This is a genomic window from Providencia sp. 21OH12SH02B-Prov, from assembly GCF_027362595.1.
GTDB lineage: Bacteria > Pseudomonadota > Gammaproteobacteria > Enterobacterales > Enterobacteriaceae > Providencia > Providencia zhejiangensis.
In genome coordinates this window covers 4047926-4071527 of the sequence record NZ_CP114796.1, presented here as the reverse complement: position 1 = coordinate 4071527, position 23602 = coordinate 4047926, and the positions used below count along the sequence as shown (strand labels likewise).

Below are 23602 nucleotides of genomic sequence, written 5' to 3'. Positions count from 1 at the left end.
GAAGGAATAAACATGAAATGCCATCGTTTAAATGAAGTTATTGAGCTTCTACATCCTGTATGGAAGGACAATTCAGATCTGAACTTAGTGGAATTACTGCAAAAACTTGCAGATGAGGCGGGTTTTAAAGGCCCTTTATCTGACCTCACGGATGATGTGCTGATATATCATCTGAAAATGCGTGATAAAAGCAGTGATGAAGCTATACCTGGTTTGAAAAAAGATTATGAAGAAGACTTCAAAACCGCGTTACTGCGGGCTCGTGGTATCATAAAAGATTAATTCGTCATGAATAATATTGAACATTCTCATTTTCATTTTAGTGGCATCTCTCCTGACCTGATCCTTGATGCACTCATGGAAGCGGGTATCTACCCTGAATCAGGCCTGACTGAGCTTAATAGCTATGAAAATCGGGTTTACCAGTTTCAGGACGAAAACCGTAAACGGTTTGTGGTGAAGTTTTATCGACCAGAACGTTGGAACCGCTCACAAATTCAAGAAGAGCATGATTTTACGCTTGAATTACAAGAGGCTGAATTAGCTGTTGCTGCTCCCATCGAATTTTCAGGGCAAACCGTATTGGAATTCGGTGGTTTCATGTTTGCTGTTTTTCCAAGTATTGGTGGGCGTCAATATGAAACTGATAACTTATTTCAGCTTGAAGATGTTGGACGCTTATTAGGCCGGATCCACCAAGTGGGCAAGAAAAACAACTTCACGTTTCGTCCTACATTAGGCATTGCCGAGTATCTCGAGCAACCTAGGCACATCATGGCTCAGAGTGAATTGATTTCACCAAGATGGAAACCGGCATTCATTGAATCACTCGACAGATTGATAGAGCAGACGAAACGGCTTTGGCCAACGGAATTGGCAGCAATACGCTTACAGGGGGATTGCCACCCCGGCAATATTTTGTGGCGTGATGAGGCTTGGCTGGTGGATTTTGATGATGCGCGTAATGGCCCTGCGGTGCAAGACTTATGGATGCTGTTAAATGGCTCTCGTCAGGAACAGTTAATTCAGTTGGACACGCTACTGGAAGCCTATAATGAATTTTGTGATTTTGATGTCAAAGAGCTGAAATTGATCGAGCCACTCAGAGCGATGCGAATGGTGCATTATTTGGGATGGATCATTCGTCGCTGGCAAGATCCTGCTTTTCCAAAGGCGTTTTCATGGTTACAAGATGATGATTTCTGGCAAAAACAATCAATCGAATTTGCTTTGCAAGTTGAACGATTGCAAGAAGCCCCTTTGCAGTTGAACTCTCAATTTTAATTAAATAAATACTATTTTTGGAGAACGTAGTATATGAAAAGAATCATGTTGGCTTTAATTGGTATTGCCATGTCATTTGGGGCTGCTGCCGCAAATTACTCTGAAGGTAAAGAATATACGGAGATCAAACAACCCGTACAAAACCTGCCACAGGTATTAGAGTTTTTCTCTTTTTATTGCCCACATTGCTATCAGTTTGAAAATGTCTATAAAGTACCGCAGACAGTAGAAAAAAATCTGCCTGAAGGCGTGAAAATGGAACGCTATCATGTTGATTTCTTAGGCCCGTTAGGTCCAAATCTGACCCAAGCTTGGGCTGTGGCGATGGTATTAAAAGTTGAAGACAAAGTGACACCTATTCTGTTCGAAGGTATCCAAAAAACGCAATCTATTCATACACCAGAAGATATTCGTAACGCCTTCATTAAGGCTGGTGTGAGTGGTGAAGAATATGATGCTGCGTTGAACAGCTTTGTCGTCAAATCACTGGTGTCTAAACAGCAGAATGCTGCGCAAGATCTGAAGCTACGTGGAGTCCCAGCGATGTTTGTTGATGGCAAATATCAAATCCGCAATAACGGGATTGCGGTAGAGAATGCGGCTGATTATGGAAAAGAGTTCTCCAATGTTGTGAACTATTTGATCAACAAAAAATAGCCTATCCTTGTGGCGGCGGGACTTGCCGCCACATTTCACGATTCTTTACGCACCGTTATCAATATCCACAATGTCTCGCATACACTATTTTTGCGCTAGATCAATGGACTTTGCTCTAACTTATTGATTTCATTTTCTTGTTTAACTACTTGATCTTTTCTTAGTTATTGAATCTAAGGCATAACATTATTTTGCCCACAGAGTTATCCACAGGTTATTTTGTTAGGTTTCATCGTCGATAAAGGGAAAATAATCACTCAATTCCTGTCATCGTAATGGCAACATTGTCGCAAGGATCGTCGGTGAAATTGAAACTCAACGTGTATCTAAGCCCACATTGTGGCATCCTATTCATTATTCATTCCTGACAAAAAGATGATGACAGATTATGGCTCAGATAGCAGAAAATCCTCTTATATTGGTAGATGGCTCATCTTACCTATACCGCGCTTATCATGCATTTCCACCTCTGACTAACAGTGCAGGCGAACCGACAGGCGCCATGTATGGTGTGCTCAATATGTTGCGTAGCTTGATTATGCAATATCAGCCAAGCCATGTGGCTGTCGTCTTTGATGCCAAGGGAAAAACATTTCGTGATGAACTGTTTGAAAGTTATAAATCACACCGTCCTCCCATGCCGGATGATTTGCGTGAGCAAATAGCACCACTGCACGAAATGGTAGAAGCAATGGGGTTACCATTATTGGTGGTTTCTGGGGTAGAAGCTGATGACGTGATTGGTACTCTTGCAAGACAAGCGAGTCAAAAAGGGATCCCTGTCTTGATCAGTACTGGTGATAAAGATATGGCGCAGTTGGTTGAACCCAATATTACGCTGATCAATACCATGACCAATACGATATTAGGGCCACAGGAAGTGGTTGATAAATATGGTGTACCACCTGAATTGATTATCGACTTTTTGGCTTTAATGGGGGATTCTTCTGATAACATCCCAGGGGTTCCGGGGGTTGGCGAAAAAACAGCGCTTGCCTTATTACAGGGGATCGGCAGTTTAGAGAAGATTTATGATTCTTTAGATGAGATTGCGGCGCTTGGATTTAGAGGCTCAAAAACACTTGCCCCTAAAATGGAAGAAAATCGAGAAGTTGCATTCCTCTCTTATCAACTTGCAACCATTAAAACGGATGTTGAGTTAGACAAAAGCTGTGAAGAGCTTGCCATTACCAAACCAAATGCAGAAAAACTTCATCAATTGTTTAGCCGCTATGAATTTAAACGTTGGTTAGCCGATGTCGAAAATGGCACTTGGATGGAGGGGAAAAGCGCGAAGAGTAGTGCAGCAGCAAGTAAAACAGAAAAGAAAATTGAAGCTGTCATGTCTGCTCCGACACTGAGTGCGGAAAATTACCAAACGATCTTAGAAAAAGCAGATTTAGATCGTTGGGTAGAAAAATTAGCGTCAGCATCTCTATTTGCTTTTGATACTGAAACCGACAGTTTAGATACTCAAGAAGCTCACTTAGTCGGCATGTCCTTTGCGATTGAACCTGGTTATGCGGCTTATCTACCCTTAGGTCATGATTATCTCGATGCACCAGCTCAACTGCCATTAAATGATGTTTTGGCTGTATTAAAGCCGATACTGGAAAGTGAAAAAATCTTGAAAGTAGGGCAAAACTTAAAATATGACGCTGAGGTGTTACTCAATTACGATATTGAGCTTAAAGGTATTGAATTCGACACGATGTTGGAGTCGTATGTACTCAACAGCGTTGCGGGCATGGGGCGCCATGATATGGATAGCCTCGCGGAACGCCATCTTAACCATAAAACCGTCTCTTTCGAAGAAATCGCTGGAAAGGGCAAAAAGCAACTGACATTCAATCAAATTGCGTTGGAACAAGCGGCGAATTACGCAGCAGAAGATGCCGATGTGACTTTGCTACTCCATCAAGCTCTGTATCCACAGCTAGAAGCTGAGCCTAAGTTGAATAAAGTTTTCCGTGAAATCGAAATGCCTTTAGTGCCTGTTCTTGTCAGAATGGAGCGTAAAGGGGTATTAATCGATGCGGCGGTGCTAGCGGCTCAATCGAAAGAGATCACTGCACGTTTGGCGGAATTGGAGAAAGAGGCTTTTGAGCTTGCGGGTGAAGAGTTCAATCTTGCGTCACCAAAACAACTACAAGCGATTCTCTTTGAGAAACTGCAATTGCCTGTTGTGAAGAAAACGCCAAGCGGTGCACCTTCCACCAATGAAGAAGTCCTTGAAGAGTTAGCACTGAATCACGCATTGCCTAAGTTGTTACTTGAACATCGGAGTCTTGCAAAACTGAAGTCAACCTATACAGATAAGTTGCCGTTGATGATCAGCCCGCAAACTCAACGGGTACACACCTCGTATCACCAAGCGGTGACAGCGACAGGGCGTTTATCGTCTCGTGACCCTAACTTGCAAAATATCCCTGTTAGAACGGAAGAAGGCCGTCGTATTCGACAGGCTTTCATTGCACGTCAGGGCTATAAGGTTGTGGCGGCGGACTATTCGCAAATCGAATTACGAATTATGGCTCACTTATCACAAGATAAGGGGTTGTTAACTGCATTTGCGGAAGGTAAGGATATTCACCGTGCAACGGCATCTGAAGTATTTGGTGTGCCTTTGGATGAAGTGACGAGTGATCAGCGTCGTAGCGCAAAAGCAATTAACTTTGGTTTGATTTATGGCATGAGCGCATTTGGATTAGCGCGCCAATTGGGGATCCCTCGTGGTGAAGCGCAACGCTATATGGACCTCTATTTTGAGCGTTACCCAGGCGTGTTGCGTTATATGGAAAATACACGCCATCAAGCCTCTGAACAAGGCTATGTTGAAACTCTAGAAGGACGTCGTCTGTATCTTGCGGATATTAAATCAAGCAATGGTATGCGCCGAAAAGCGGCTGAACGTGAGGCGATCAACGCACCTATGCAAGGAACGGCAGCCGATATCATCAAGAAAGCGATGATCGCGGTGGATGCTTGGTTACAGACCGAAAAACCACATGCTGACATGCTCATGCAAGTACATGATGAATTGGTTTTTGAAGTCAAAGAGTCAGCGCTTGATAGTGTGACCGCCAAAATACGTGAGTTGATGGAACAAAGTATGCAACTTGATGTACCGTTGAAGGTTGATGTCGGTATTGGCGATAACTGGGATGAAGCCCACTAGTGAGAGTCTGAACTGAGTCGAATGCTTAATTCGACTCAGTTTTATTTAGTTATATTATCTATTGTGAAATTATATATTATTCTATTAATACTAATACATAACTAAGTACAGACGAATGTTTGGATGTTTTCTCATTAGCCATGATTTGCATTTGGGTATTAGGCTCAATCATTTCAGACCAAGATGATATACTGATGGCAGTAACCCCATATTGATTCTAACGAGTATCAACTTCAGCAATTGCAACTTGCTTTCCATTAATATCTAGACGGTGATGAGCTTTTGTTTTTTGCCCTCGACTCGATGCCATTAATTTTGGAATGGTTATTTTCCGTTTTTGTGGTGAAGGCGAAATGATTAACGCTTCTCCATTTTTAATGCAATACATTTCATTTACTTTCACTGTTGATTTCCTTGAGCTCATTTTGACTTTAAAAGCAATAATGGCATAGAGCGTGATGAGTGATAAAAATGAAATTTATTAAGTTTTAATTAAAATAAATTATTGCCTTGTTGGTTCATCAATGGATATTTCATTGCCTAGCATTTTATTGATACGCTGAATGCTATTTTCGTTTAAGGAGCCTTGTAAATATTCCATTTTTAATTGGTTGGTTAAATAATCATATTGGGCATTCGATAAATTTTTTTTTGACTGATAGAGGGCGGAAGTGGCAGATAGCATATCGACAATAGTGCGCGTTCCTACTTGATAACCCGCTTCTGTGGCATCTAATGAGCTTTGTGTCGAAATGATTAGTTGCTTATAGGCTTTAATACTACTTATCGACGACAATATATTATTGTATGAAGAGCTAACTTGCTGGGTGACGTTGCGATAATCACTTTCAAGCTGCTCTGTTGCTGCCTGAAAACCATACTGAGCTTGCTTAACTTGGGAATTAACCGTATTTCCTTGATAGATTGGTAAATTTAACGAGAGGGCTGCATTATTTTTCCCTGAATGGTTATGTATTCGATGTTGGTTTTCGATATTATTCTTGTCTAGCCGAGTGTTATTGATGGCTGTAGAAGCTTCTAAAGTGACTATAGGTAAATGCCCGCTTTTGGCGAGGGATATCTTATCATTTGATATTTCTTGTATCAGGCGAGATTTTAATAAGCTAAGGTTTTTCATTCGAGCATTTTCAGGTAGAAAGGTGATATTATCGGGTTTGGCGAGTTGTAACTTATTAATATTGAGTTTTGCTAATTGAGTATATCGAACGCCACTAATTTTTCTTAATATTTCAACTGAGTTCTTCAATTCGTTGTAACCTATAACCTCTTGAGCAATGATGCTGTCATAATTAGCTCTCGCATTTTGCACGTCAGTGATGGTCGTTAGCCCTACATTAAAGCGTTGTGTGGTTTGATCTAACTGATGATAAACCGCGAGTTTATGGGCTTTTATGTAAGTGAGGGCATCAATAGACTTTAAGATATTAAAGTAAGAGATAGCCGTTTCTAAAAGAAGATCTTGCTGGCTTATTTGATAGTTAATATCTGAAATAGCGGCCTGTTTTTCTTGAATAGATAGTGATTTCCACTGGGAACTATCGATTATAGCTTGTGTCATTTGTAGGGATAATGCGGAGTTTTTAATATTTTTATTATTATCTGTTTCATCCTTGTTTTTATAGCTTGAATTCGCGTTTAATTTTAATTGAGGTAGTAATGAGCTACGCTCTTCATCTATTTTTTTATAGGCTTGATAACGCTCACTTTCTGTTTTTTTTAATGTGGGGTTGTTATCTTTCGTTATTTTATAAATATCCAATAAATCCTCTGCGTTACAATTAAAACCTATAATTATTGAGCTTATTAAAATAAATAATTTAATTATTTTATTCATTGGTATTAATTCCTAATGCGTTTTTTACAGTTTCGTCTAAATGAGATGTCAGAAAGAAATTTTAATTAAATTATAGATCAGCTATTAAAATGTAAATATAAAAAATCACATTTAAAAATTTAATTTAATGTATCTGTTTTACTATGTGAGCCAACTTAATTAAGTTAGTGTACAAAATGAGATTATTTTACTATCAAATATAATGTGCATTTACTACCTAAGAACGATTGTCACAGTCCATTTTTTTCCCTCAATATAGCGTTTATGTAATCTAATATCTTTTATGGCGACAGGCTTATTTCAGAGCTAAAGGATGAATCATGGAACGCTTATTTTCTCCAACTGCATTTCAAGGGCAGGTCGTGCTAGTTACTGGTGGAGCTCAAGGTATTGGTTTAGCGATTGTTGAAGCCTTTGCTCAATTAGGGGCTTGCGTGATGATGGCTGATTTGCAGTTACAAAAGGCGCAAGCAGCCGCAGCTTCATTGGTCGCAAAAGGGTTTAACGTTCAAGCGGAAGGTTGTGACTGTGCACAGCGGCAACAAATCACCGCTTTGATAGCCAAAATAGAGTGCCAATATCATCGATTAGATGTTGTGGTACACAATGCCGCCTATTTTCCGCTAACAGAATTTATGCAAATAGATGAGGCGTTATTACAACAGACACTCAGTGTTAATTTAATGGCGCCTTTTTATTTGGCTCAAGCGGCTCAACCGATTATGCAAAGGCAGGGCGGTGGACGTATTTTAATCACCTCATCTGTCACTGGCCCTAGAGTTGCTTATCCAGGACTTACGCATTATGCGGCCTCTAAAGCGGGGGTTAATGGTTTTATTAAGTCAGCTGCATTGGAGTTAGCGCCTTTTGGGATCACGGTAAATGGCGTTGAACCGGGAATGATCCGTACACCTGCCATGGCCAATTTAGGGGATGACCAACTTAATCAAAATATAGCTAGGGCAGTGCCTCTCGGCCGTTTAGGTGAACCAGAGGATATTGCTGCTGCGATGGTATTTTTAGCCTCGCAAGCCGCAGGCTATATTACGGGACAGACGATTGTCGTTGATGGTGGGGCATTACTGCCTGAAACTGTTTTGTAGGTGAACCTGATCTCGCTCGATGCTCGACACCGATGATGTTTGCTCTGTTTTCTTTTGCGCAATTTGAAAGTGTCATGCCATAAAACATCCTTTATCTTTTTGGGTTTTTCCTGCTGTTTTTATTTGGCGGAGAACTCCCTTTTTTGTGTGTTATTTGTGCAAAACTACGTGTTTTAGCTGAGTGGAATAAAAATTTACATTACATATTAATGCGACCTATCTCTCATAAATATGTAATAAAAATACGTTTTTTAACGCATATTGCGGTTTTATATTCGCTGAATCGTAGTAAGCATTGAAAAAAAATTACATAAAAGCTTTTTTTTGCGCAAAAAATCAAGTAGAGTATACGGCGTAGGGTACAGAGGTAAGATGTTCTATCTTTCAGACCTTTTACTTCACGTAATCGGATTTAGCTGAATATTAGCTGCTCCAGTCAATATTTTGACTGGAGCATTTTTTTATTCAAAATTTGAGCTAATTGATGATATTTGCCGTTGTGCGCCGATTGACGCACAAGGATGGAAATGGATTAAACGGGTGTGCTGTACCAGCTATCGAGTTTGATACGTAATTTATCAATACCAATCTTTTTCAGTGCGGAAAAATATTCGACTTCCACATCACCCCCTAATGGTTGTAATGTTTGACGAACTTCCATTAATTGTTTTTTCCGTGCACCAGACGCGAGTTTATCAGCTTTCGTGAGGAGCACTAAAACAGGAATTTCCATCGCGATAGACCACTCAATCATTTGCATATCTAGGTCTTTCAGGGGGTGGCGAATGTCCATCAATACCACCAAGCCTTTAATGCATTCTCTTTTTTGCAGATATTCGCCGAGTGCTTTTTGCCACTTGCGCTTCATCTCTTCAGGCACTTCGGCATAACCGTAGCCCGGTAAGTCAACAAGACGAATGCCTTCTTCGACTTCAAATAGATTGATTAATTGAGTGCGTCCCGGTGTTTTACTGGTACGGGCTAAGCTTTTTTGCTGTGTCAGCGCGTTCAATGCGCTAGATTTTCCTGCATTGGAGCGGCCAGCAAAGGCAACTTCGATACCGGTATCTTTTGGTAGATGACGGATATCGGGCGCACTGATGACAAATTTTGTCATGTGATAGTTATGGTTTTTGATTGTCATAGGTGGTTCTCCCTGAGTTGACCTTTGAGGCTGAGGGATTATAGCTATTGAAGGCTGACAAACAAAGCCAAAATTAATCTATACAATTGATGATATGCGTTTAAATTTGCTATTTTTATCTCATATTTGTAGTAATTTAACTATTGTCGAGAGTTTGTAGATTATCTGACGTAAATAAAGGTAAATCTTTAGCAATATATTTAGCTTCGCTCTAGAATTGGTGAATTACACTCATCATAGTCCAAGTTTACAGCATTGCTGATGATGCTTTCAGGCTCACACTTATACGTCTAGCCATCAATTTTTTGGTGTATTAGCTGTACCTTGAATTATTTAGAGTATAATTAAGTCATTAAGCTATAGCGAAAGGGATCTTGAATGTTAAAACGAATTTTTGTGCCTTTACTCGCGGTCTGTGCTATCAGCGCGTCTTCTCTGGCATTAGCTGCGGGTGAAACCTATGTCAAATTAGTGACTTCCGCGGGAAACATTGAATTAGAACTGAATGATAAAAAAGCACCCGTAACCACTGAAAACTTCCTTCAATATGTGAATGAAGGTTATTACAACGGGACCACGTTCCACCGTGTTATTCCTGGTTTTATGATTCAAGGCGGCGGTTTTAACAAAGATCTTCAGCAAAAGCAGACACGTGGCCCCATTAAAAATGAAGCAGACAACGGTCTACGTAATTTGCGTGGAACGATTTCGATGGCTCGTACAGCGAATAAAGACAGTGCGACCAGCCAGTTTTTTATCAACGTTGCTGATAATGCCTTCTTAGACCATGGCCAGCGTGACTTTGGTTATGCCGTTTTTGGTAAGGTTGTTAAAGGAATGGATGTGGTTGATAAAATTTCTAAAGTGAAAACCGAAAACGTTGGCCCATACCAAAATGTGCCCGTTGAGCCAATCTCTATCATTTCTGCTGAAGTGATCAAAAAGCCATAATGGATAGGGTGGGTAGGTCGTGAGTATTTACCCACTTATATTCTTTCCAATATATCAAATGAGATTACGATGCGTGACATTGATTGAGTGATGTATTCACAGAGACATTGCCAATCCATGAGGATTGATTGTTTTTCTCCCTTTCCCTTCGCCATGTTTTTCTGCTTATCAGCCCGCCAGCTATTGCAACTAAATTCAATTTTGTGACCTTAATCACTGCGTGATTTGAAAACGGTTTGTTTGACGTTCTTTCGGGGCGTTTCGTTGTTAATACATTCACTAACCTAAATATTGGCCTCTATTAGGCATTTTCGTTGAAAAGTAAATTAATCAATTGAAAGGTCAGTCTTTCGATTTGAATGGAAACGAAAGGTTTTTAGTGGTTTTTTGTTCTAAAAATGAACTTTAACAAGGATCACATTTTCGATTAGCTCACTCTGCTGTAATTCATCTATGTTGTTAGCATGGTCAATCGTGATAACAAGGTACTGTTTTTTAGGAGTGATATGCATGAGTACAGATACCGTAAAAAGGCGTGAATGCATCATGGATATGTTGTGCCAAGAAGGGAGTGTACGTGTCGATGCGTTAAGCAAACAATTTAATGTTTCTAGCGTCACTATTCGTAATGATTTACGTTATCTGGAAAAAAAAGGGTGTGCCTTGCGCTCTTATGGTGGAGCAATGGTCAATCATAAATTTGCTTTCGATAGACCGTTACAGGTCAAGGGGCGCATGGACCGTGAAATTAAAACTCGTATCGCTAAAAAAGCGGCGGAGTTTGTTCATGATGGGGATTCTCTCATCATTGATTCAGGTTCAACCACAGCCGAAATTGTTCCTTTTCTAAAACAGCACCGTGATTTAGTCGTGATGACTAATGCTCTCAATATCGCATACGAACTGGCCGGTTTCGACAGCGTAGATGTTATGGTTCTTGGCGGACACGTGCGCAAAAATTCTTATTCTCTTTATGGGCCAGCTGCTGAACAGCAGTTATCGCAATATCGTTTTGATACTTTGTTTCTTGGCGTGGATGGCTTTGATCTTGAAGCAGGGATCACGACGCCGAATAGCGGAGAAGCACATCTAAACCGTGTGATGTGTGATGTTGCTCATCAAATTATTGCCGTGGCAGATGGAACTAAATTTGGACGTAAGAGTTTTTGTTTAATACGCGAAGCTAGACTGATCCATCGTCTTATTACTGATAGCCGCATTCCACTTCATTATCGCCAAGCTTTGACGGCATTTGGTGTAGAAGTCATTGTTGTTGATGAATAAGGCATATCTATTTTAATTCTTAATTAAAAACGCAACGTTTTTAATCATATCTGAGTTATTTGGAGAAATTATGCAGCCGCTATTACAGCTGATCCATCGCCATAAATCGGGCGAGGACGTTGGGGTTTACTCTGTCTGTTCCGCACATCCATGGGTATTAGAAAGTGCGATTCGTTTTGCTAAACAGCGAAATACTTCCGTGTTAATTGAAGCAACGTCTAATCAAGTTAACCAGTTTGGTGGCTATACTGGCATGTTGCCTAGCGATTTTCGTGAAATGGTTTGGCACATTGCGGATCAATTAGCATTCCCGCGTGAGAGAGTATGGTTAGGTGGCGATCATTTAGGTCCAAATGCATGGCAAAATCGGTGTGCTGATGAGGCGATGCAACTTTCAGAAACGCTAATTTATGATTATGTTGCGGCAGGTTTTCGTAAAATTCACCTTGATTGCTCAATGTCTTGTGCGGATGATCCCATCCCTTTGAGTGATGAAGTGGTCGCTTCTCGTGCGGCAAGACTATGCCAAGTGGCGGAACGTAGCTGGCAAGATCATGGTGGTGAAGCGCCTGTTTATGTTATTGGTACAGAGGTTCCTGTACCGGGCGGTGCTAAAGAATCGATGGATGGCTTGCAGGTGACATCGCCTGAAGCGGCTAAAGCGACATTGTCTATCCATGAAAATAAGTGGCAAGAGCATGGGTTAGCTCATGTGTGGCCGCGAGTGATTGCATTGGTTGTACAACCTGGCGTCGAATTTGACCATCACAATGTTGAACATTATCACCCCGAAAAAGCGAAGGCACTTAGCCAATTTATCGAATCAGTTCCTCATATCGTTTATGAAGCCCACTCTACCGATTACCAAGCATTAAAGGCTTATCGTCAGTTAGTGCGTGATCACTTTGCAATCTTAAAAGTCGGACCGGCATTAACGTTTGCTCTGCGTGAAGGATTATTTGCACTCGATAAATTAGATCGTGAATGGAATGGTGAACGTGATGCCGCTCATTTACACGCCACTCTCGAACAAATTATGAATGAGCAGCCAGAGCGTTGGCGCCCTTATTACAAAGGTAGTGCTCACCAGCAGTACATCGACAGACAATATAGCCTAAGTGACCGTATTCGTTATTACTGGGCAGAACCTGAAGTGGAAACCGCGGTCGCTAAATTATTAGACAATTTAAGGCGCAATCCCGTTCCTATTTCAATGTTAAGCCAATACCTACCTGAACAGGCAGAAGCCGTTAAAGTCGGCGATTTAGAGAATGACCCAAAAGCTTGGGTTATGGATAAAGTTCGAGGGGTGCTCCTTCAATATGCACAGGCGTGTGAGCCTCAATCACAAGGAGTGATGGCATGAAAACCATATTGTCATATTCACCATCTTGGTTAGAACAGCATGGCGCTCTGTTTACCGCGCAAGAAATTACACACCAGCCTCGACTGTGGCGTGAACTGTATCGAGAGTTGGCAGCAAAATCAGCACAATGGCAGCCTTTTTTGGCCAAATTATTCGCCAAGCCAGACTTACAAATTGTGTTATGCGGTGCAGGATCATCGGCTTTTGCAGGGAAAGCAATGGCACCTTGGCTACGCGAATACTGTGGGTTAGACGTACATGCATATGCCTCTACCGATATCGTCCCAACCCCTTGGCACTACCTTGATAAACATAAACCGACATTATTAGTTTCTTATGCGCGTTCGGGTAATAGCCCTGAAAGTGTGGGTGTCATCGAACTGGCCGATCAGCTACTCGACGATGTCTATCACTTGATGTTGACCTGTAATCCCGACGGCGCGCTAGCACGTTATGCGGAAGGGAAAAAGCATGTTTGTTCTTTAATCATGCCGGATGGCTCTCATGACAGCAGTTTTGCCATGACCTCAAGCTTTAGCTGTATGACATTAGCAACCTTATTACTCTTTGGTGTTCAAGACTTCACACAATCACTTCACCATGTTGAAGAGATTGCCACATTGGCAGAAACAGGCCTTTCACAATGGTTACCGATGATTCAAAGCATAACAGAGGATAGTTTTAGTCGTCTGGTTGTGCTTGGCTCAAGTTGCTTTACGGGCATAGCCGAAGAAGGGGCGTTGAAAATGTTAGAGCTAACGTCAGGGAAAGTGGCAACACGCTTTGACTCAACATTGGGGGTACGCCATGGTCCTAAATTTATGATTGATAAAGAAACATTGGTAATAGTGATGTTATCGGCTGAAGAGTATTGCCGCCGCTATGATATAGATTTGCTAAATGAGCTGAAACATGACCAACGAGCAAAGAATATTGTGGCACTGAGCAGTCAGCCTTTAGTACAGGCCGTCGAGCTTGATAGCCAACTGAATGATATTTGGTTGATATTTCCTTACCTTGTCTTTTTGCAACTTTTGGCATTTGAAGCCTCTCTTCATCATGGTTTATCACCGGATAACCCTTGCCCGACTGGTGAAGTGAATCGTGTTGTTAAAGGTGTTCAGCTATACCCATACAAATCAACAAAATAATAATAGGAGTGAGTATGTCTACCCCAAATATATTGATGACTCGTATCGATAATCGTTTGATTCATGGCCAAGTTGGTGTGACATGGACGAATTCGCTTGGCGCCAATTTGGTGGTTGTTGCAAATGATGAAGCCGCTGTCGATCCTGTCGCCCAATCTTTAATGGACATGGTGGTTTCTGATGGTGTGCAAACCCGTTATTTTACCCTGCAAAAAACCATAGATGTGATCCATAAGGCCGCGGATCGTCAAAAGATTTTCATCGTTTGTAAAACTCCTCAAGATGTACTCACCCTAGTTCAGGGCGGTGTTCCTATCAAATTTGTCAATGTTGGCAATATGCATTTCATTGAAGGTAAAAAACAAATTCATAAAACGGTCTCTGTGGATGATAGCGATATTCATGCCTTTCGCGAATTAGAAAAATTAGGGATCACTTGTGAAATTCGTCGTGTACCGGATGAGGCGGGTGAAGCCGTCTCTAAGCTAATTAGCTAAGGAGGTCAGTATGCTGGCTGACGCACTACTTATCGCTTTAATTGCGGGGATTGCTGGGGTCGATTTATTTAATGGCTTGACGCACTTTCATCGACCCGTGGTGATTGGCCCCATTGTTGGATTGATTTTAGGAGATGTTCAAACTGGATTATTAGTCGGCGGAACATTGGAATTGGTTTGGATGGGAATGGTGCCACTTGCTGGGGCTCAACCACCTAACGTCGTTATTGGCGGCATTATTGGAACAACATTTGCCATCATGACACAGGCGGATCCTAAAGTTGCTATCGGTATTGCGGTTCCATTTTCTATCGCCGTACAAGGTTGTATCACACTGTTGTTCACACTTTATTCGCCTATGATGCATAAATGCGACGAAATGGTGAAAAAGCTCAATTGGCGCGGTATTGAGATGGTGAACTATTTTGGGATCCTTATTCTATTTTCTTTCTACTTTATTGTTGCTTTCTTACCCATTTACTTTGGTGCTGATGCCGCAAGTGCCATGGTACAAAAAGCGCCGCAATGGCTTTTGGATGGGTTAGCCGTAGCCGGTGGAATGATGCCAGCGATTGGTTTCTCATTACTGATGAAAATCATGATGAAAAAGACCTATGTTGCCTATTTTATTCTTGGTTTTATTTCAGTGACATTCTTAAACATGCCTATTATCGCGGTCGCGCTGGGGGCATTCGCAATCGCACTGATTGATTTCTTCAACCGTACTCGCAATGACAACAATGATAACGGCAGCTCACCGAAAGTTGCTCAGGAGATGAATGATGGCATTTAATGACAATGATGAAGCTCTGGCAGCAAAAGCGGAGCAACGAATGGCTCAAGCGATGGCAACGAGTCAGGTAGAGCGTGATGATTACCTTGATAGCGAACCTGCAACAGGGCTCACTAACCGTGATATTAACGTTATGGCGCTGCGCTCATTACTACTACAGGCTTCTTTTAACTATGAACGTATGCAAGCGGGCGGCTGGCTTTATACGCTGATCCCAGCACTACGTAAAATTCATAAAAAGCCGGAAGACTTATCGAATTCGATGAAAATGCACATGGAATTTATCAACGTGCACCCGTTTGATGTGACATTTTTATCGGGTTTAGTGCTGGCGATGGAGCGCAGTAAAGAGAAAATCTCGACGATTCGCGCTGTGAAAATAGCGTTAATGGGGCCGTTAGGTGGCATTGGGGATGCGCTGTTCTGGCTGACGTTATTGCCCATTTGTGCCGGTATTGGCGCCTCACTCGCTCTGCAAGGAAGTTTATTTGGTCCCATCATTTTCCTGCTGATGTTTAACATCGTGCATTTTGCGTTACGTTTTGGATTGGCTCATTACGGCTATCGAGCAGGAACAAAAGCGATAGCCATGCTAAAAGCACACACAAAGAATATTTCTCATGCAGCTTCCATTGTTGGGATGACGGTGATCGGTGCCCTCGTGGCTTCTTATGTGCATCTCTCTACACCGTTAGTCATGACGGCCGGCGAAGCTAAAGTGGCGCTACAAACAGACGTATTAGACAAACTGATGCCAAATTTATTGCCTCTCAGTTTTACATTGCTTGTCTACTGGCTAATGAAAAAGGGCTTTTCACCCGTGAAACTCATTGGTGTCACTGTGGTATTTGGCGTGCTTGGTAAATTAGTTGGATTCTTATAAGGGGTTGGCAAATGTTAGGTGTAGTGATTACAGGTCATGGGGGATTTGCGAGTGGCCTATTACAAGCAGTACAACAGGTGATAGGCCCGCAAGAACAATGTGTTGCTATCGATTTTCCTGAAGGTATGTGTACCGACACGCTCCAGCAGGCCTTAAAAAAGGCGAGCCAGCAATGTGACCGAGGGGAGGGGGTTGTTTTTCTCACTGACTTATTAGGGGGATCTCCATTTCGGCAGGCGTCATTGATGGCGCTAGAAAATGAAAATTATCAAGTTATCACCGGAACCAATATGCAAATGGCAGCAGAAATGATGCTAGAGCGCGACGGTATGTCAGTCTCCGAATTTCGAGATATGGCATTGGAATGTGGGCACCGCGGTTTAACCAGTTTGTGGCATGAGCAACAACGTGAAAAAGACGCTGTTGTGAATGATGATGGCATTTAAGGAGAGTATATGTATTTAATTTCTAACCGTGAAATGCTGAAAAAAGCACAATACCGTGGTTATGCGGTACCGGCTTTTAATGTCCATAACCTAGAAACGGTTCAAGTTGTTGTTGAAACGGCAGCAGCGATGTCATCCCCTGTTATTCTTGCCGGCACACCAAGCACTTTTACTTATGCGGGTTTGGAATACATGGTCTCAATTTGTCGTGAAGCGGCACGGGTGAATCGTCTACCTATTGCGTTGCATCTTGATCATCATGAAGAGTATGACGATATTTGCCATAAAGTCAGAGCAGGCATTCGTTCTGTGATGATTGATGGTTCTCACTTTGCTTTTGAGCAAAACATCGAAACGGTCAAGAAAGTGGTGAGGTATTGTCAAAACTATGATGTTAGCGTTGAAGCTGAGCTAGGACGATTAGGTGGGCAAGAAGATGATTTGGTCGTCGACAGTAAAGATAGCTTCTATACTGATCCGATGGCAGCAAAAGAGTATATCACGCGGACAGGCATTGATTCCTTAGCCGTCGCGATAGGGTCAGCGCATGGTTTGTACCATGGCGAACCTCACCTTGATTTTGAGCGCCTAGCAGCGATTAAGCAGCAGGTTGATATTCCTCTGGTATTACATGGGGCTTCAGGGATCCCTGAAAACATGATTAAACGGGCTATTTCGCTTGGTGTGTGTAAAGTCAACGTGGCAACAGATTTAAAAATTGCTTTTGCTGATGCTGTCAAAGCGCATTTTGCCGAGCATCCAGATGCTAACGACCCTCGCAAATATATCACACCGGGTAAAGAGGCCATGCGCAAAGTTGTTGAAAGTAAAATTACGATTTGTGGGAGTGCCGGTATGATGTAAGTGGCACTCACTTATACATACAAGAGGCATTGATAGGATGTAAGATGATTAAATCAAATAAGCAGATATATGTTCGTAGGGCATTATTGCCTTCGGGGTGGGCGGATAATGTTTTAGTCATATTGGATGATCATGGGGGTATCCAGCGTGTGATCCCGAATACGCAGTCTGCGGAACAGCCGTCGCCATTCACATTATTACCTGCACTTATTGATACCCATATTCACGGAAGCGCGGGTGCTGATGTGATGGATGCGACCCATGAATCACTCAATAATATCTCTCGTTTCTTAGCATCAAAAGGTGTTGGTGCGTTTTTGGCAACAACAGTTACTGCTCATCATAACGCTATTGAACGAGCATTGGTTCAAGTTAAAAACAGCCAAAAACAAGGTGTGGATGGTGCCGAAATTTTAGGGAGCTATCTTGAAGGGCCATTTTTTACGGCACAACATAAAGGGGCTCATCCACAACATTTATTACATCAACCGGAAAAAGCGTTATTACAGCGATGGATAGCGGTTGCAGAAGGTAGTTTAAAATGTGTGGCGCTAGCCCCTGAGCATCCAACGTCACTTGAGCTAATACCTTGGTTAAAGTCACAGGGAGTGCGTGTCATGATTGGTCATTCAAGTGCAGATTATGCATTAACGCAACAAGGGTTAAATCAAGGTGCGGATGGGGTTGTCCATTGCTACAACGGAATGAATGGTCTACACCACCGTGAGCCGGGTATGGTTGGTGCTGCATTAACTCACGACCAATGTCAGGTGGAATTAATCTGTGATGGTCACCATGTGCATCCAGCTGCAATCAACGTGGTTTACCGCTGTTGTGGGGAACGTTTGTTGTTGATTACAGATGCAATGCGTGCGGCCGGCATGCCAGATGGTGAATACTCTCTCGGTGAAATGACGGTTCAGATGAAAAATGGTGTCGTTCGAACAGAAAGCGGTAGTCTCGCGGGGAGTACCTTGACCTTAGAACGGGGAGTGAGCACGCTACAGCAAGCTTGCAATATATCTTTCGCACAAGCATGGCTACATGGCAGTTTATATCCGGCAAAAGCGTTAGGGATTGCTGACCGTTTGGGTTCCATCGCGCCTGGTAAGCAAGCGAATTTAACACTCTGTGATACCGCAGGAGAAATACAGGCTACTTTTGTGCAGGGTAAGTTGGTTTTTCAGCGATAAACTGATTTAGGGTATGTGATGTCATACCCTAAAGCTGAAATCGTTTAATCGAATGAATGCTTGTAGAGTTAAGAATTATTATTTTATTAATTAAGAATAATTTGTTATCAGTATGTAAATATAATCCCATGATTTTTATATGGAAAATGGTTTAGATAAATTGGATTACTTGATTTAAATAGGCTATTTTCCTGCCTCGGCTGTGTTATGATACCCGCCCCTTATTATTTTTCACTGCTTTTTAGCTCGTATTCTGATTGCTAATGGTAGTAAACTATGCTGGGGATATAATATATAATGATAAAAATCAGTCGGATAGGCTACTATGCTTTTACTTATTGATAATTACGATTCATTTACTTATAACTTATATCAATACTTTTGCGAATTAGGCGCAGAAGTACTCGTTAAACGTAATGATGAAATTTCTATCGAAGAGATAGAATTATTAGCGCCTACACACCTAGTGATCTCACCAGGACCTTGCACGCCTGATGAGGCAGGGATCTCTCTTGAAGCCATTAAATATTTTGCAGGTAAAATTCCAATTTTAGGGATTTGCCTTGGTCATCAAGCGATCGGTCAAGCCTTTGGAGCCACGGTTGTGAAAGCAAGAGAAGTGATGCACGGCAAGACTTCTGCTATTCATCATAATCATCAAGGGGTTTTTAAAGGGTTAAATAGGCCGCTTACGGTAACTCGTTATCATTCCCTCGTCATCGCCGCGGAAACATTGCCAGCATCTTTTGATGTGTCCGCATGGTCACTGAATAACGGTGATGTGGATGAAATTATGGGAATACGTCATAAAACCCTACCAATCGAAGGTGTTCAGTTTCACCCAGAAAGTATTTTGAGTGAGCAAGGTCATGATCTACTGAATAATTTCCTAAAATACTAGATTTTGCTTATTTCAACAAAAAAATAAAATTCACTTCATCACTCGCTTAGCTATTGCTCTTTTGTGATTTTTTATTCATATTTATTGCTTATATTTTCACTTAAGCACTAAGCAAAAGCAGGTGAGGGGTATGAAAGAACAACAAGCAGTAAATCGGCAGACCTATGATGAGGTGATGTTACCTATTTATTCTCCGGCAGAATTCATTCCTGTTCGTGGGGAAGGTAGCCGAGTTTGGGACCAGCAAGGTAAAGAGTATATCGACTTTGCTGGTGGGATTGCGGTGTTAGCACTCGGTCATTGCCATCCTGCTTTAGTTGATGCAGTTCGTGAACAGAGCGAAAAGCTGTGGCATGTGAGTAATATTTTTACCAATGAGCCTGCGCTAAGATTGGCTCAAAAGCTAATTGAAGCCACTTTTGCTGAACGTGTCTTTTTTGCAAACTCTGGTGCTGAAGCCAATGAAGCCGCATTTAAATTAGCGCGTCATTACGCTATCACTAAATACAATCCATATAAAACGAAGATCATCGCTTTTAAGCAAGCCTTTCATGGTCGTACCTTTTTTACCGTATCAGTTGGAGGGCAAGCCAAATATGCGGATGGCTTTGGACCAAAACCCGCTGATATTATTCATGTGCCATTTAATGACCTTGATGCGGTCAAAGCGGTCATTGATGAAAATACATGTGCGGTCGTATTGGAACCTGTACAAGGGGAAGGGGGCGTCACTGCTGCAACGCAAGCGTTTATACAAGGCGTGCGTCAGTTATGCGATGATAATAAGGCTCTATTGGTCTTTGATGAAGTGCAAAGTGGTATGGGGCGTACTGGTAAGTTATTCTCTTATATGGATTATGGTGTGGCGCCCGATATTCTGACCACTGCGAAAGCTCTTGGTGGCGGTTTTCCTATTAGTGCGATGCTGACTACCCATGAAATAGCGCAAGAAATGGGGCTTGGTACACACGGTACGACTTATGGTGGAAATCCGTTAGCTTGTGCTGTCGGTAATGCGGCGTTTGATATTATCAATACACCAAAAGTGCTGGATGGTGTCATCAAGCGACATGAGCTATTTGTTTCCCACTTAAATAAGCTCAATGAAAAATATGATATTTTTGCTGAGATCAGAGGGAAAGGGTTATTAATTGGTGCAGAATTGAAAAACCAACTCAATCATCGTTCGAAAGAGATTTTACAGGCGTGTGCCATTGAGGGATTAATGATGCTCAATGCTGGGCCAAATGTATTACGCTTTACTCCATCATTAATTATTTCTGAGGAAGAAATTAATAGTGGTATGAAAAAATTAGAAACAGTGATTGAAAACGTATTAAAAAATAAATAAATGTCTTTTACTCAAAGAGGTATTAACCTCTTTGAGTTTTTAACCATTGATGAGTAGATTAGATCATTATCTTTTTTTGTATAACCTTTCTACTGACGCCTGCTGTTCCTCTAATGTCGCAAATGTTTTTCGAATAATAACAGGAGCATTTTGAGCATTATTTGGAGTAATCGTTTTTTTTATTTTACGAGAACTTTGCGTGCTTATATTTTTTGTGTGATTAATGCGGTTTCCCTTATTTTGTATTTGTTGGGGATCTGCCTTGTTGTGAGTCTCAGAAACGCAAGGGGATAATGCTATTCCAGTCAGACCTCTTTTAACTTGCCCATTTATAATGACGCGTCCAGTGCCTTGAGAATGAGAAGAGATGACATGAGCGGTCTGATGAATTGACTGTTCCTTTTTCGGTGGATTGAGTTCCTTAGTCGTGGTGGCTATTTTGAGAGGAATGCGACTTACTTTTTGATATGAAATTGGTTTCGGTTGAGTGAAGTGTTTAATAATGGTGTCTTTCTCGGATTGAGTTTGTTCTTTTTTATCCATATACCAAACTAAATCCAGTTCTGAATAGTTTGTACTAATAAGGCTTGCATTGAGTTCTGATTTTTTCAGGTAGAGCATTGAGCGATCTTTTAGAGATTCAGCAGAATAGCGATTAGCCTCTAATTTATCTAACACGTGATGACATTTAGATTTCAACTGCTCAAGTTTTTGTTGAAGATGACATTCAGACGTCGGTCTCTTCACATTTAATGGGGAGGTTGATTGGTTATCACAGATATGACGCTCATTTGTTTTAATCGTATTTTTTGACATGCTTGGTTTTAATGAATAGGAAAAGGGTAACGATAATGAGGGTAAAGAAGGGAGCTGGCTCTTATTGAGAATATTGGCGGTATTGATTGCCGCATCGATTTTAGTTTGCTGTATCTGACATGCGTTATCATCGTATTTTACGGGTGTCGATAAGGTGATTGAGGTTGGCTTAGTGCTATGTATTTCGTTAAGAAACTTATACTTTGCTTCTAGATTATTTCTTTTTATACGACATGATTCAGCGATTGTTTCAGTTGTCAGATTGCCACGTTTGAGCATCTCTGCATGAGCCGCTACTGTTTGGTTGATATATTTTACGGATGGGTGATGTTGACTTGTTTTCATTTTAATAAAACCTTTAAATAATAGTATATTAATTATTCTAGATTTTATTTTTTAGTGGATATGAATAATATAAAATAACGATACTTATGCTATTTGCTGGTTTTGTGGTGATATCGAAGGAAAATGGCTCTATATCAAAGATATAAAGCCATTATGCAATTGAGGTCAGACGAATTATAGGTTTATCGAGTACCGTACACCACGATAGTTTTACCATGCGCGGAGATAAGGTTTTGGTCTTCTAGCATTTTTAAGATGCGACCAACCGTTTCGCGGGAACAACCGACAATTTGGCCAATCTCTTGGCGTGTGATCTTAATTTGCATTCCATCTGGATGCGTCATCGCATCGGGTTGTTTCGCTAAATTAAGTAGCGTTTGAGCAATACGGCCTGTGACATCAAGGAAAGCCAGATTACCGACTTTTTCTGATGTGGTTTGTAGGCGGCTTGCCATTTGCGCGGAAAGGCGCATAAGGATATCAGGGTTAACCTGAATAAGCTGACGAAATTTTTTATAAGAAATTTCAGCGACTTCGCAGGCACTTTTTGCTCTGACCCAAGCTGAACGTTCTTGCCCTTCTTCAAATAACCCTAGTTCACCAATGAAGTCTCCCTGATTTAAATAGGAGAGGATCATTTCTTTGCCTTCTTCATCTTTGATTAAAACAGCCACTGAGCCTTTAACGATATAGTAAAGGGTTTCTGCTTTTTCACCCTGATGGATCAGAGTGCTCTTGGATGGATATTTATGAATATGGCAGTGTGACAAAAACCATTCAAGAGTAGGGTCTGTTTGTGGCTTGCCGAGAACCATTAGCGTTATCCTCTGTATGTTAATACAGCCATTCGGTTAATCGTCACCAGAATAGCTGGTTTTTTAAAGTCACTAGCTTAGCATATTAATTCGCATTATAGAGCAAGTTAATACCAACACTATAATATAATCAATTGAAACCTTGAGTTTTGATCTTAACCCTATCAGGTGGAACTTTGTTTGTAACATATTAAACTCAGAAAGTCTTGTTTTTATCGATTCAGCATCATAAAGCGCCTATTTGATTGAAAGGGTTTATGTAACAATGTAATCTTTTAGATAAACTTTTTCCTAGGGGAATAAAATATGGAAGCAAGAGTTAAATGGGTTGAAGGGCTCTCTTTTTTAGGCGAATCGGCTTCAGGTCATCAAGTTATGATGGACGGTAATTCCGGTGATAAAGCGCCTAGCCCAATGGAAATGGTCTTGATGGCTGCGGGCGGTTGTAGTGCTGTTGATGTTGTTTCTATTTTACAAAAAGGCCGTAATGACGTGAGGGGTTGTGAAGTTAAATTAACGTCACAGCGTAGGGATGAAGCACCTCGTTATTTTACCCATATTAATTTGCACTTTATTGTAACGGGAACGGATTTAACGGAAAAAACGGTTGAACGCGCTGTTCAGCTTTCTGCTGAAAAATATTGCTCGGTCTCATTAATGTTAGAAAAAGCCGTCACTGTTACCCACAGTTTTGAAATCAAAAACCAATAATTTATTTATTAATT

At 41.3% G+C, this 23602-nt stretch carries 23 protein-coding genes; 18 read left to right on the top strand and 5 right to left on the bottom strand.

Going from position 1 to position 23602, the window contains the following annotated elements:
• The first annotated feature begins 12 nt into the window (after positions 1 to 12).
• The 4 genes from O7C57_RS18725 to polA all read left to right on the top strand — a co-directional run bounded on the left by O7C57_RS18725 (position 13) and on the right by polA (position 5119).
• Positions 13 to 282 (top strand): YihD family protein, encoded by a 270-nt coding sequence (locus O7C57_RS18725; protein ID WP_154624380.1) that lies wholly within the window; start codon positions 13 to 15, stop codon positions 280 to 282.
• A 6-nt stretch (positions 283 to 288) separates the two neighbouring features.
• A complete protein-coding gene (locus O7C57_RS18720) occupies positions 289 to 1284 on the top strand; it encodes a serine/threonine protein kinase (protein WP_249999695.1) in 996 nt (331 codons plus the stop codon).
• A gap of 33 nt (positions 1285 to 1317) precedes the next feature.
• Positions 1318 to 1941, top strand: coding sequence for a thiol:disulfide interchange protein DsbA (dsbA, locus tag O7C57_RS18715; RefSeq protein WP_154624382.1), 624 nt, complete (start codon positions 1318 to 1320; stop codon positions 1939 to 1941).
• Between the two features lie 388 nt (positions 1942 to 2329).
• Complete coding sequence (gene polA / locus O7C57_RS18710; RefSeq protein ID WP_247046719.1) at positions 2330 to 5119, top strand: DNA polymerase I; 2790 nt, start codon at positions 2330 to 2332, stop codon at positions 5117 to 5119.
• A 217-nt stretch (positions 5120 to 5336) separates the two neighbouring features.
• On the opposite strand, the gene O7C57_RS18705 is transcribed toward polA, so the two are convergent.
• Both O7C57_RS18705 and tolC read right to left on the bottom strand, forming a co-directional pair.
• Positions 5337 to 5522: a hypothetical protein gene (locus tag O7C57_RS18705; RefSeq protein WP_230085810.1), complete on the bottom strand. Its 186-nt coding sequence runs from the start codon at positions 5520 to 5522 to the stop codon at positions 5337 to 5339.
• A 99-nt stretch (positions 5523 to 5621) separates the two neighbouring features.
• Entirely contained in the window at positions 5622 to 6974 is a 1353-nt protein-coding gene (gene tolC, locus O7C57_RS18700; RefSeq protein ID WP_269723435.1) for an outer membrane channel protein TolC, read from the bottom strand.
• 320 nt (positions 6975 to 7294) lie between these two features.
• Between tolC and O7C57_RS18695 the strand changes: the two genes are divergently transcribed.
• Entirely contained in the window at positions 7295 to 8077 is a 783-nt protein-coding gene (locus O7C57_RS18695) for an SDR family oxidoreductase (protein ID WP_249999698.1), read from the top strand.
• Between the two features lie 532 nt (positions 8078 to 8609).
• Here the strand turns inward: O7C57_RS18695 and yihA are convergent.
• A complete protein-coding gene (yihA, locus tag O7C57_RS18690) occupies positions 8610 to 9221 on the bottom strand; it encodes a ribosome biogenesis GTP-binding protein YihA/YsxC (protein ID WP_154622086.1) in 612 nt (203 codons plus the stop codon).
• 378 nt (positions 9222 to 9599) lie between these two features.
• Here yihA and ppiA point away from each other — a divergent pair, with 378 nt between their 5' ends.
• The 12 genes from ppiA (at position 9600) to O7C57_RS18630 (ending at position 20901) form a co-directional block, all read left to right on the top strand.
• Positions 9600 to 10172, top strand: coding sequence for a peptidylprolyl isomerase A (gene ppiA, locus O7C57_RS18685; RefSeq protein ID WP_154622085.1), 573 nt, complete (start codon positions 9600 to 9602; stop codon positions 10170 to 10172).
• Between the two features lie 510 nt (positions 10173 to 10682).
• A complete protein-coding gene (gene agaR / locus O7C57_RS18680) occupies positions 10683 to 11456 on the top strand; it encodes a transcriptional repressor AgaR (RefSeq protein ID WP_154622084.1) in 774 nt (257 codons plus the stop codon).
• A 70-nt stretch (positions 11457 to 11526) separates the two neighbouring features.
• Positions 11527 to 12822, top strand: coding sequence for a D-tagatose-bisphosphate aldolase, class II, non-catalytic subunit (locus O7C57_RS18675; RefSeq protein ID WP_269723434.1), 1296 nt, complete (start codon positions 11527 to 11529; stop codon positions 12820 to 12822).
• Positions 12819 to 13973 (top strand): SIS domain-containing protein, encoded by a 1155-nt coding sequence (locus tag O7C57_RS18670; protein ID WP_269723433.1) that lies wholly within the window; start codon positions 12819 to 12821, stop codon positions 13971 to 13973. The genes O7C57_RS18675 and O7C57_RS18670 overlap by 4 nt, the downstream gene beginning before the upstream one ends.
• A gap of 14 nt (positions 13974 to 13987) precedes the next feature.
• Positions 13988 to 14470: a PTS N-acetylgalactosamine transporter subunit IIB gene (agaV, locus tag O7C57_RS18665; protein WP_154622081.1), complete on the top strand. Its 483-nt coding sequence runs from the start codon at positions 13988 to 13990 to the stop codon at positions 14468 to 14470.
• Positions 14471 to 14480: 10 nt separating this feature from the next.
• Positions 14481 to 15263 carry a PTS N-acetylgalactosamine transporter subunit IIC gene (gene agaW / locus O7C57_RS18660; protein WP_154622080.1) on the top strand — a complete coding sequence of 261 codons (783 nt, stop codon included), beginning with the start codon at positions 14481 to 14483 and terminating at the stop codon, positions 15261 to 15263.
• Entirely contained in the window at positions 15253 to 16146 is an 894-nt protein-coding gene (locus O7C57_RS18655) for a PTS system mannose/fructose/sorbose family transporter subunit IID (RefSeq protein ID WP_154622088.1), read from the top strand. The genes agaW and O7C57_RS18655 overlap by 11 nt, the downstream gene beginning before the upstream one ends.
• An 11-nt stretch (positions 16147 to 16157) precedes the next feature.
• Positions 16158 to 16592 carry a PTS galactosamine/N-acetylgalactosamine transporter subunit IIA gene (gene agaF, locus O7C57_RS18650; protein WP_154622079.1) on the top strand — a complete coding sequence of 145 codons (435 nt, stop codon included), beginning with the start codon at positions 16158 to 16160 and terminating at the stop codon, positions 16590 to 16592.
• Between the two features lie 9 nt (positions 16593 to 16601).
• Positions 16602 to 17456, top strand: coding sequence for a tagatose bisphosphate family class II aldolase (locus O7C57_RS18645; RefSeq protein ID WP_196713869.1), 855 nt, complete (start codon positions 16602 to 16604; stop codon positions 17454 to 17456).
• 44 nt (positions 17457 to 17500) lie between these two features.
• The gene (gene nagA, locus O7C57_RS18640; RefSeq protein WP_163860552.1) at positions 17501 to 18649 is read left to right on the top strand and encodes an N-acetylglucosamine-6-phosphate deacetylase; all 1149 of its coding nucleotides are present in this window, start codon (positions 17501 to 17503) and stop codon (positions 18647 to 18649) included.
• Between the two features lie 325 nt (positions 18650 to 18974).
• Positions 18975 to 19550: an aminodeoxychorismate synthase component II gene (locus tag O7C57_RS18635; RefSeq protein WP_154622466.1), complete on the top strand. Its 576-nt coding sequence runs from the start codon at positions 18975 to 18977 to the stop codon at positions 19548 to 19550.
• 130 nt (positions 19551 to 19680) lie between these two features.
• Positions 19681 to 20901, top strand: coding sequence for an aspartate aminotransferase family protein (locus tag O7C57_RS18630; protein WP_154622467.1), 1221 nt, complete (start codon positions 19681 to 19683; stop codon positions 20899 to 20901).
• Positions 20902 to 20967: 66 nt separating this feature from the next.
• Here O7C57_RS18630 and O7C57_RS18625 read toward each other — a convergent pair whose 3' ends face one another.
• Complete coding sequence (locus tag O7C57_RS18625) at positions 20968 to 22062, bottom strand: hypothetical protein (protein ID WP_269723432.1); 1095 nt, start codon at positions 22060 to 22062, stop codon at positions 20968 to 20970.
• A gap of 182 nt (positions 22063 to 22244) precedes the next feature.
• The gene (gene crp, locus O7C57_RS18620; RefSeq protein WP_004923862.1) at positions 22245 to 22877 is read right to left on the bottom strand and encodes a cAMP-activated global transcriptional regulator CRP; all 633 of its coding nucleotides are present in this window, start codon (positions 22875 to 22877) and stop codon (positions 22245 to 22247) included.
• Positions 22878 to 23183: 306 nt separating this feature from the next.
• Here crp and O7C57_RS18615 point away from each other — a divergent pair, with 306 nt between their 5' ends.
• Positions 23184 to 23588, top strand: a complete 405-nt coding sequence (locus tag O7C57_RS18615) for an OsmC family protein (RefSeq protein ID WP_154635684.1) — start codon at positions 23184 to 23186, stop codon at positions 23586 to 23588.
• Positions 23589 to 23602 lie beyond the last annotated feature (14 nt).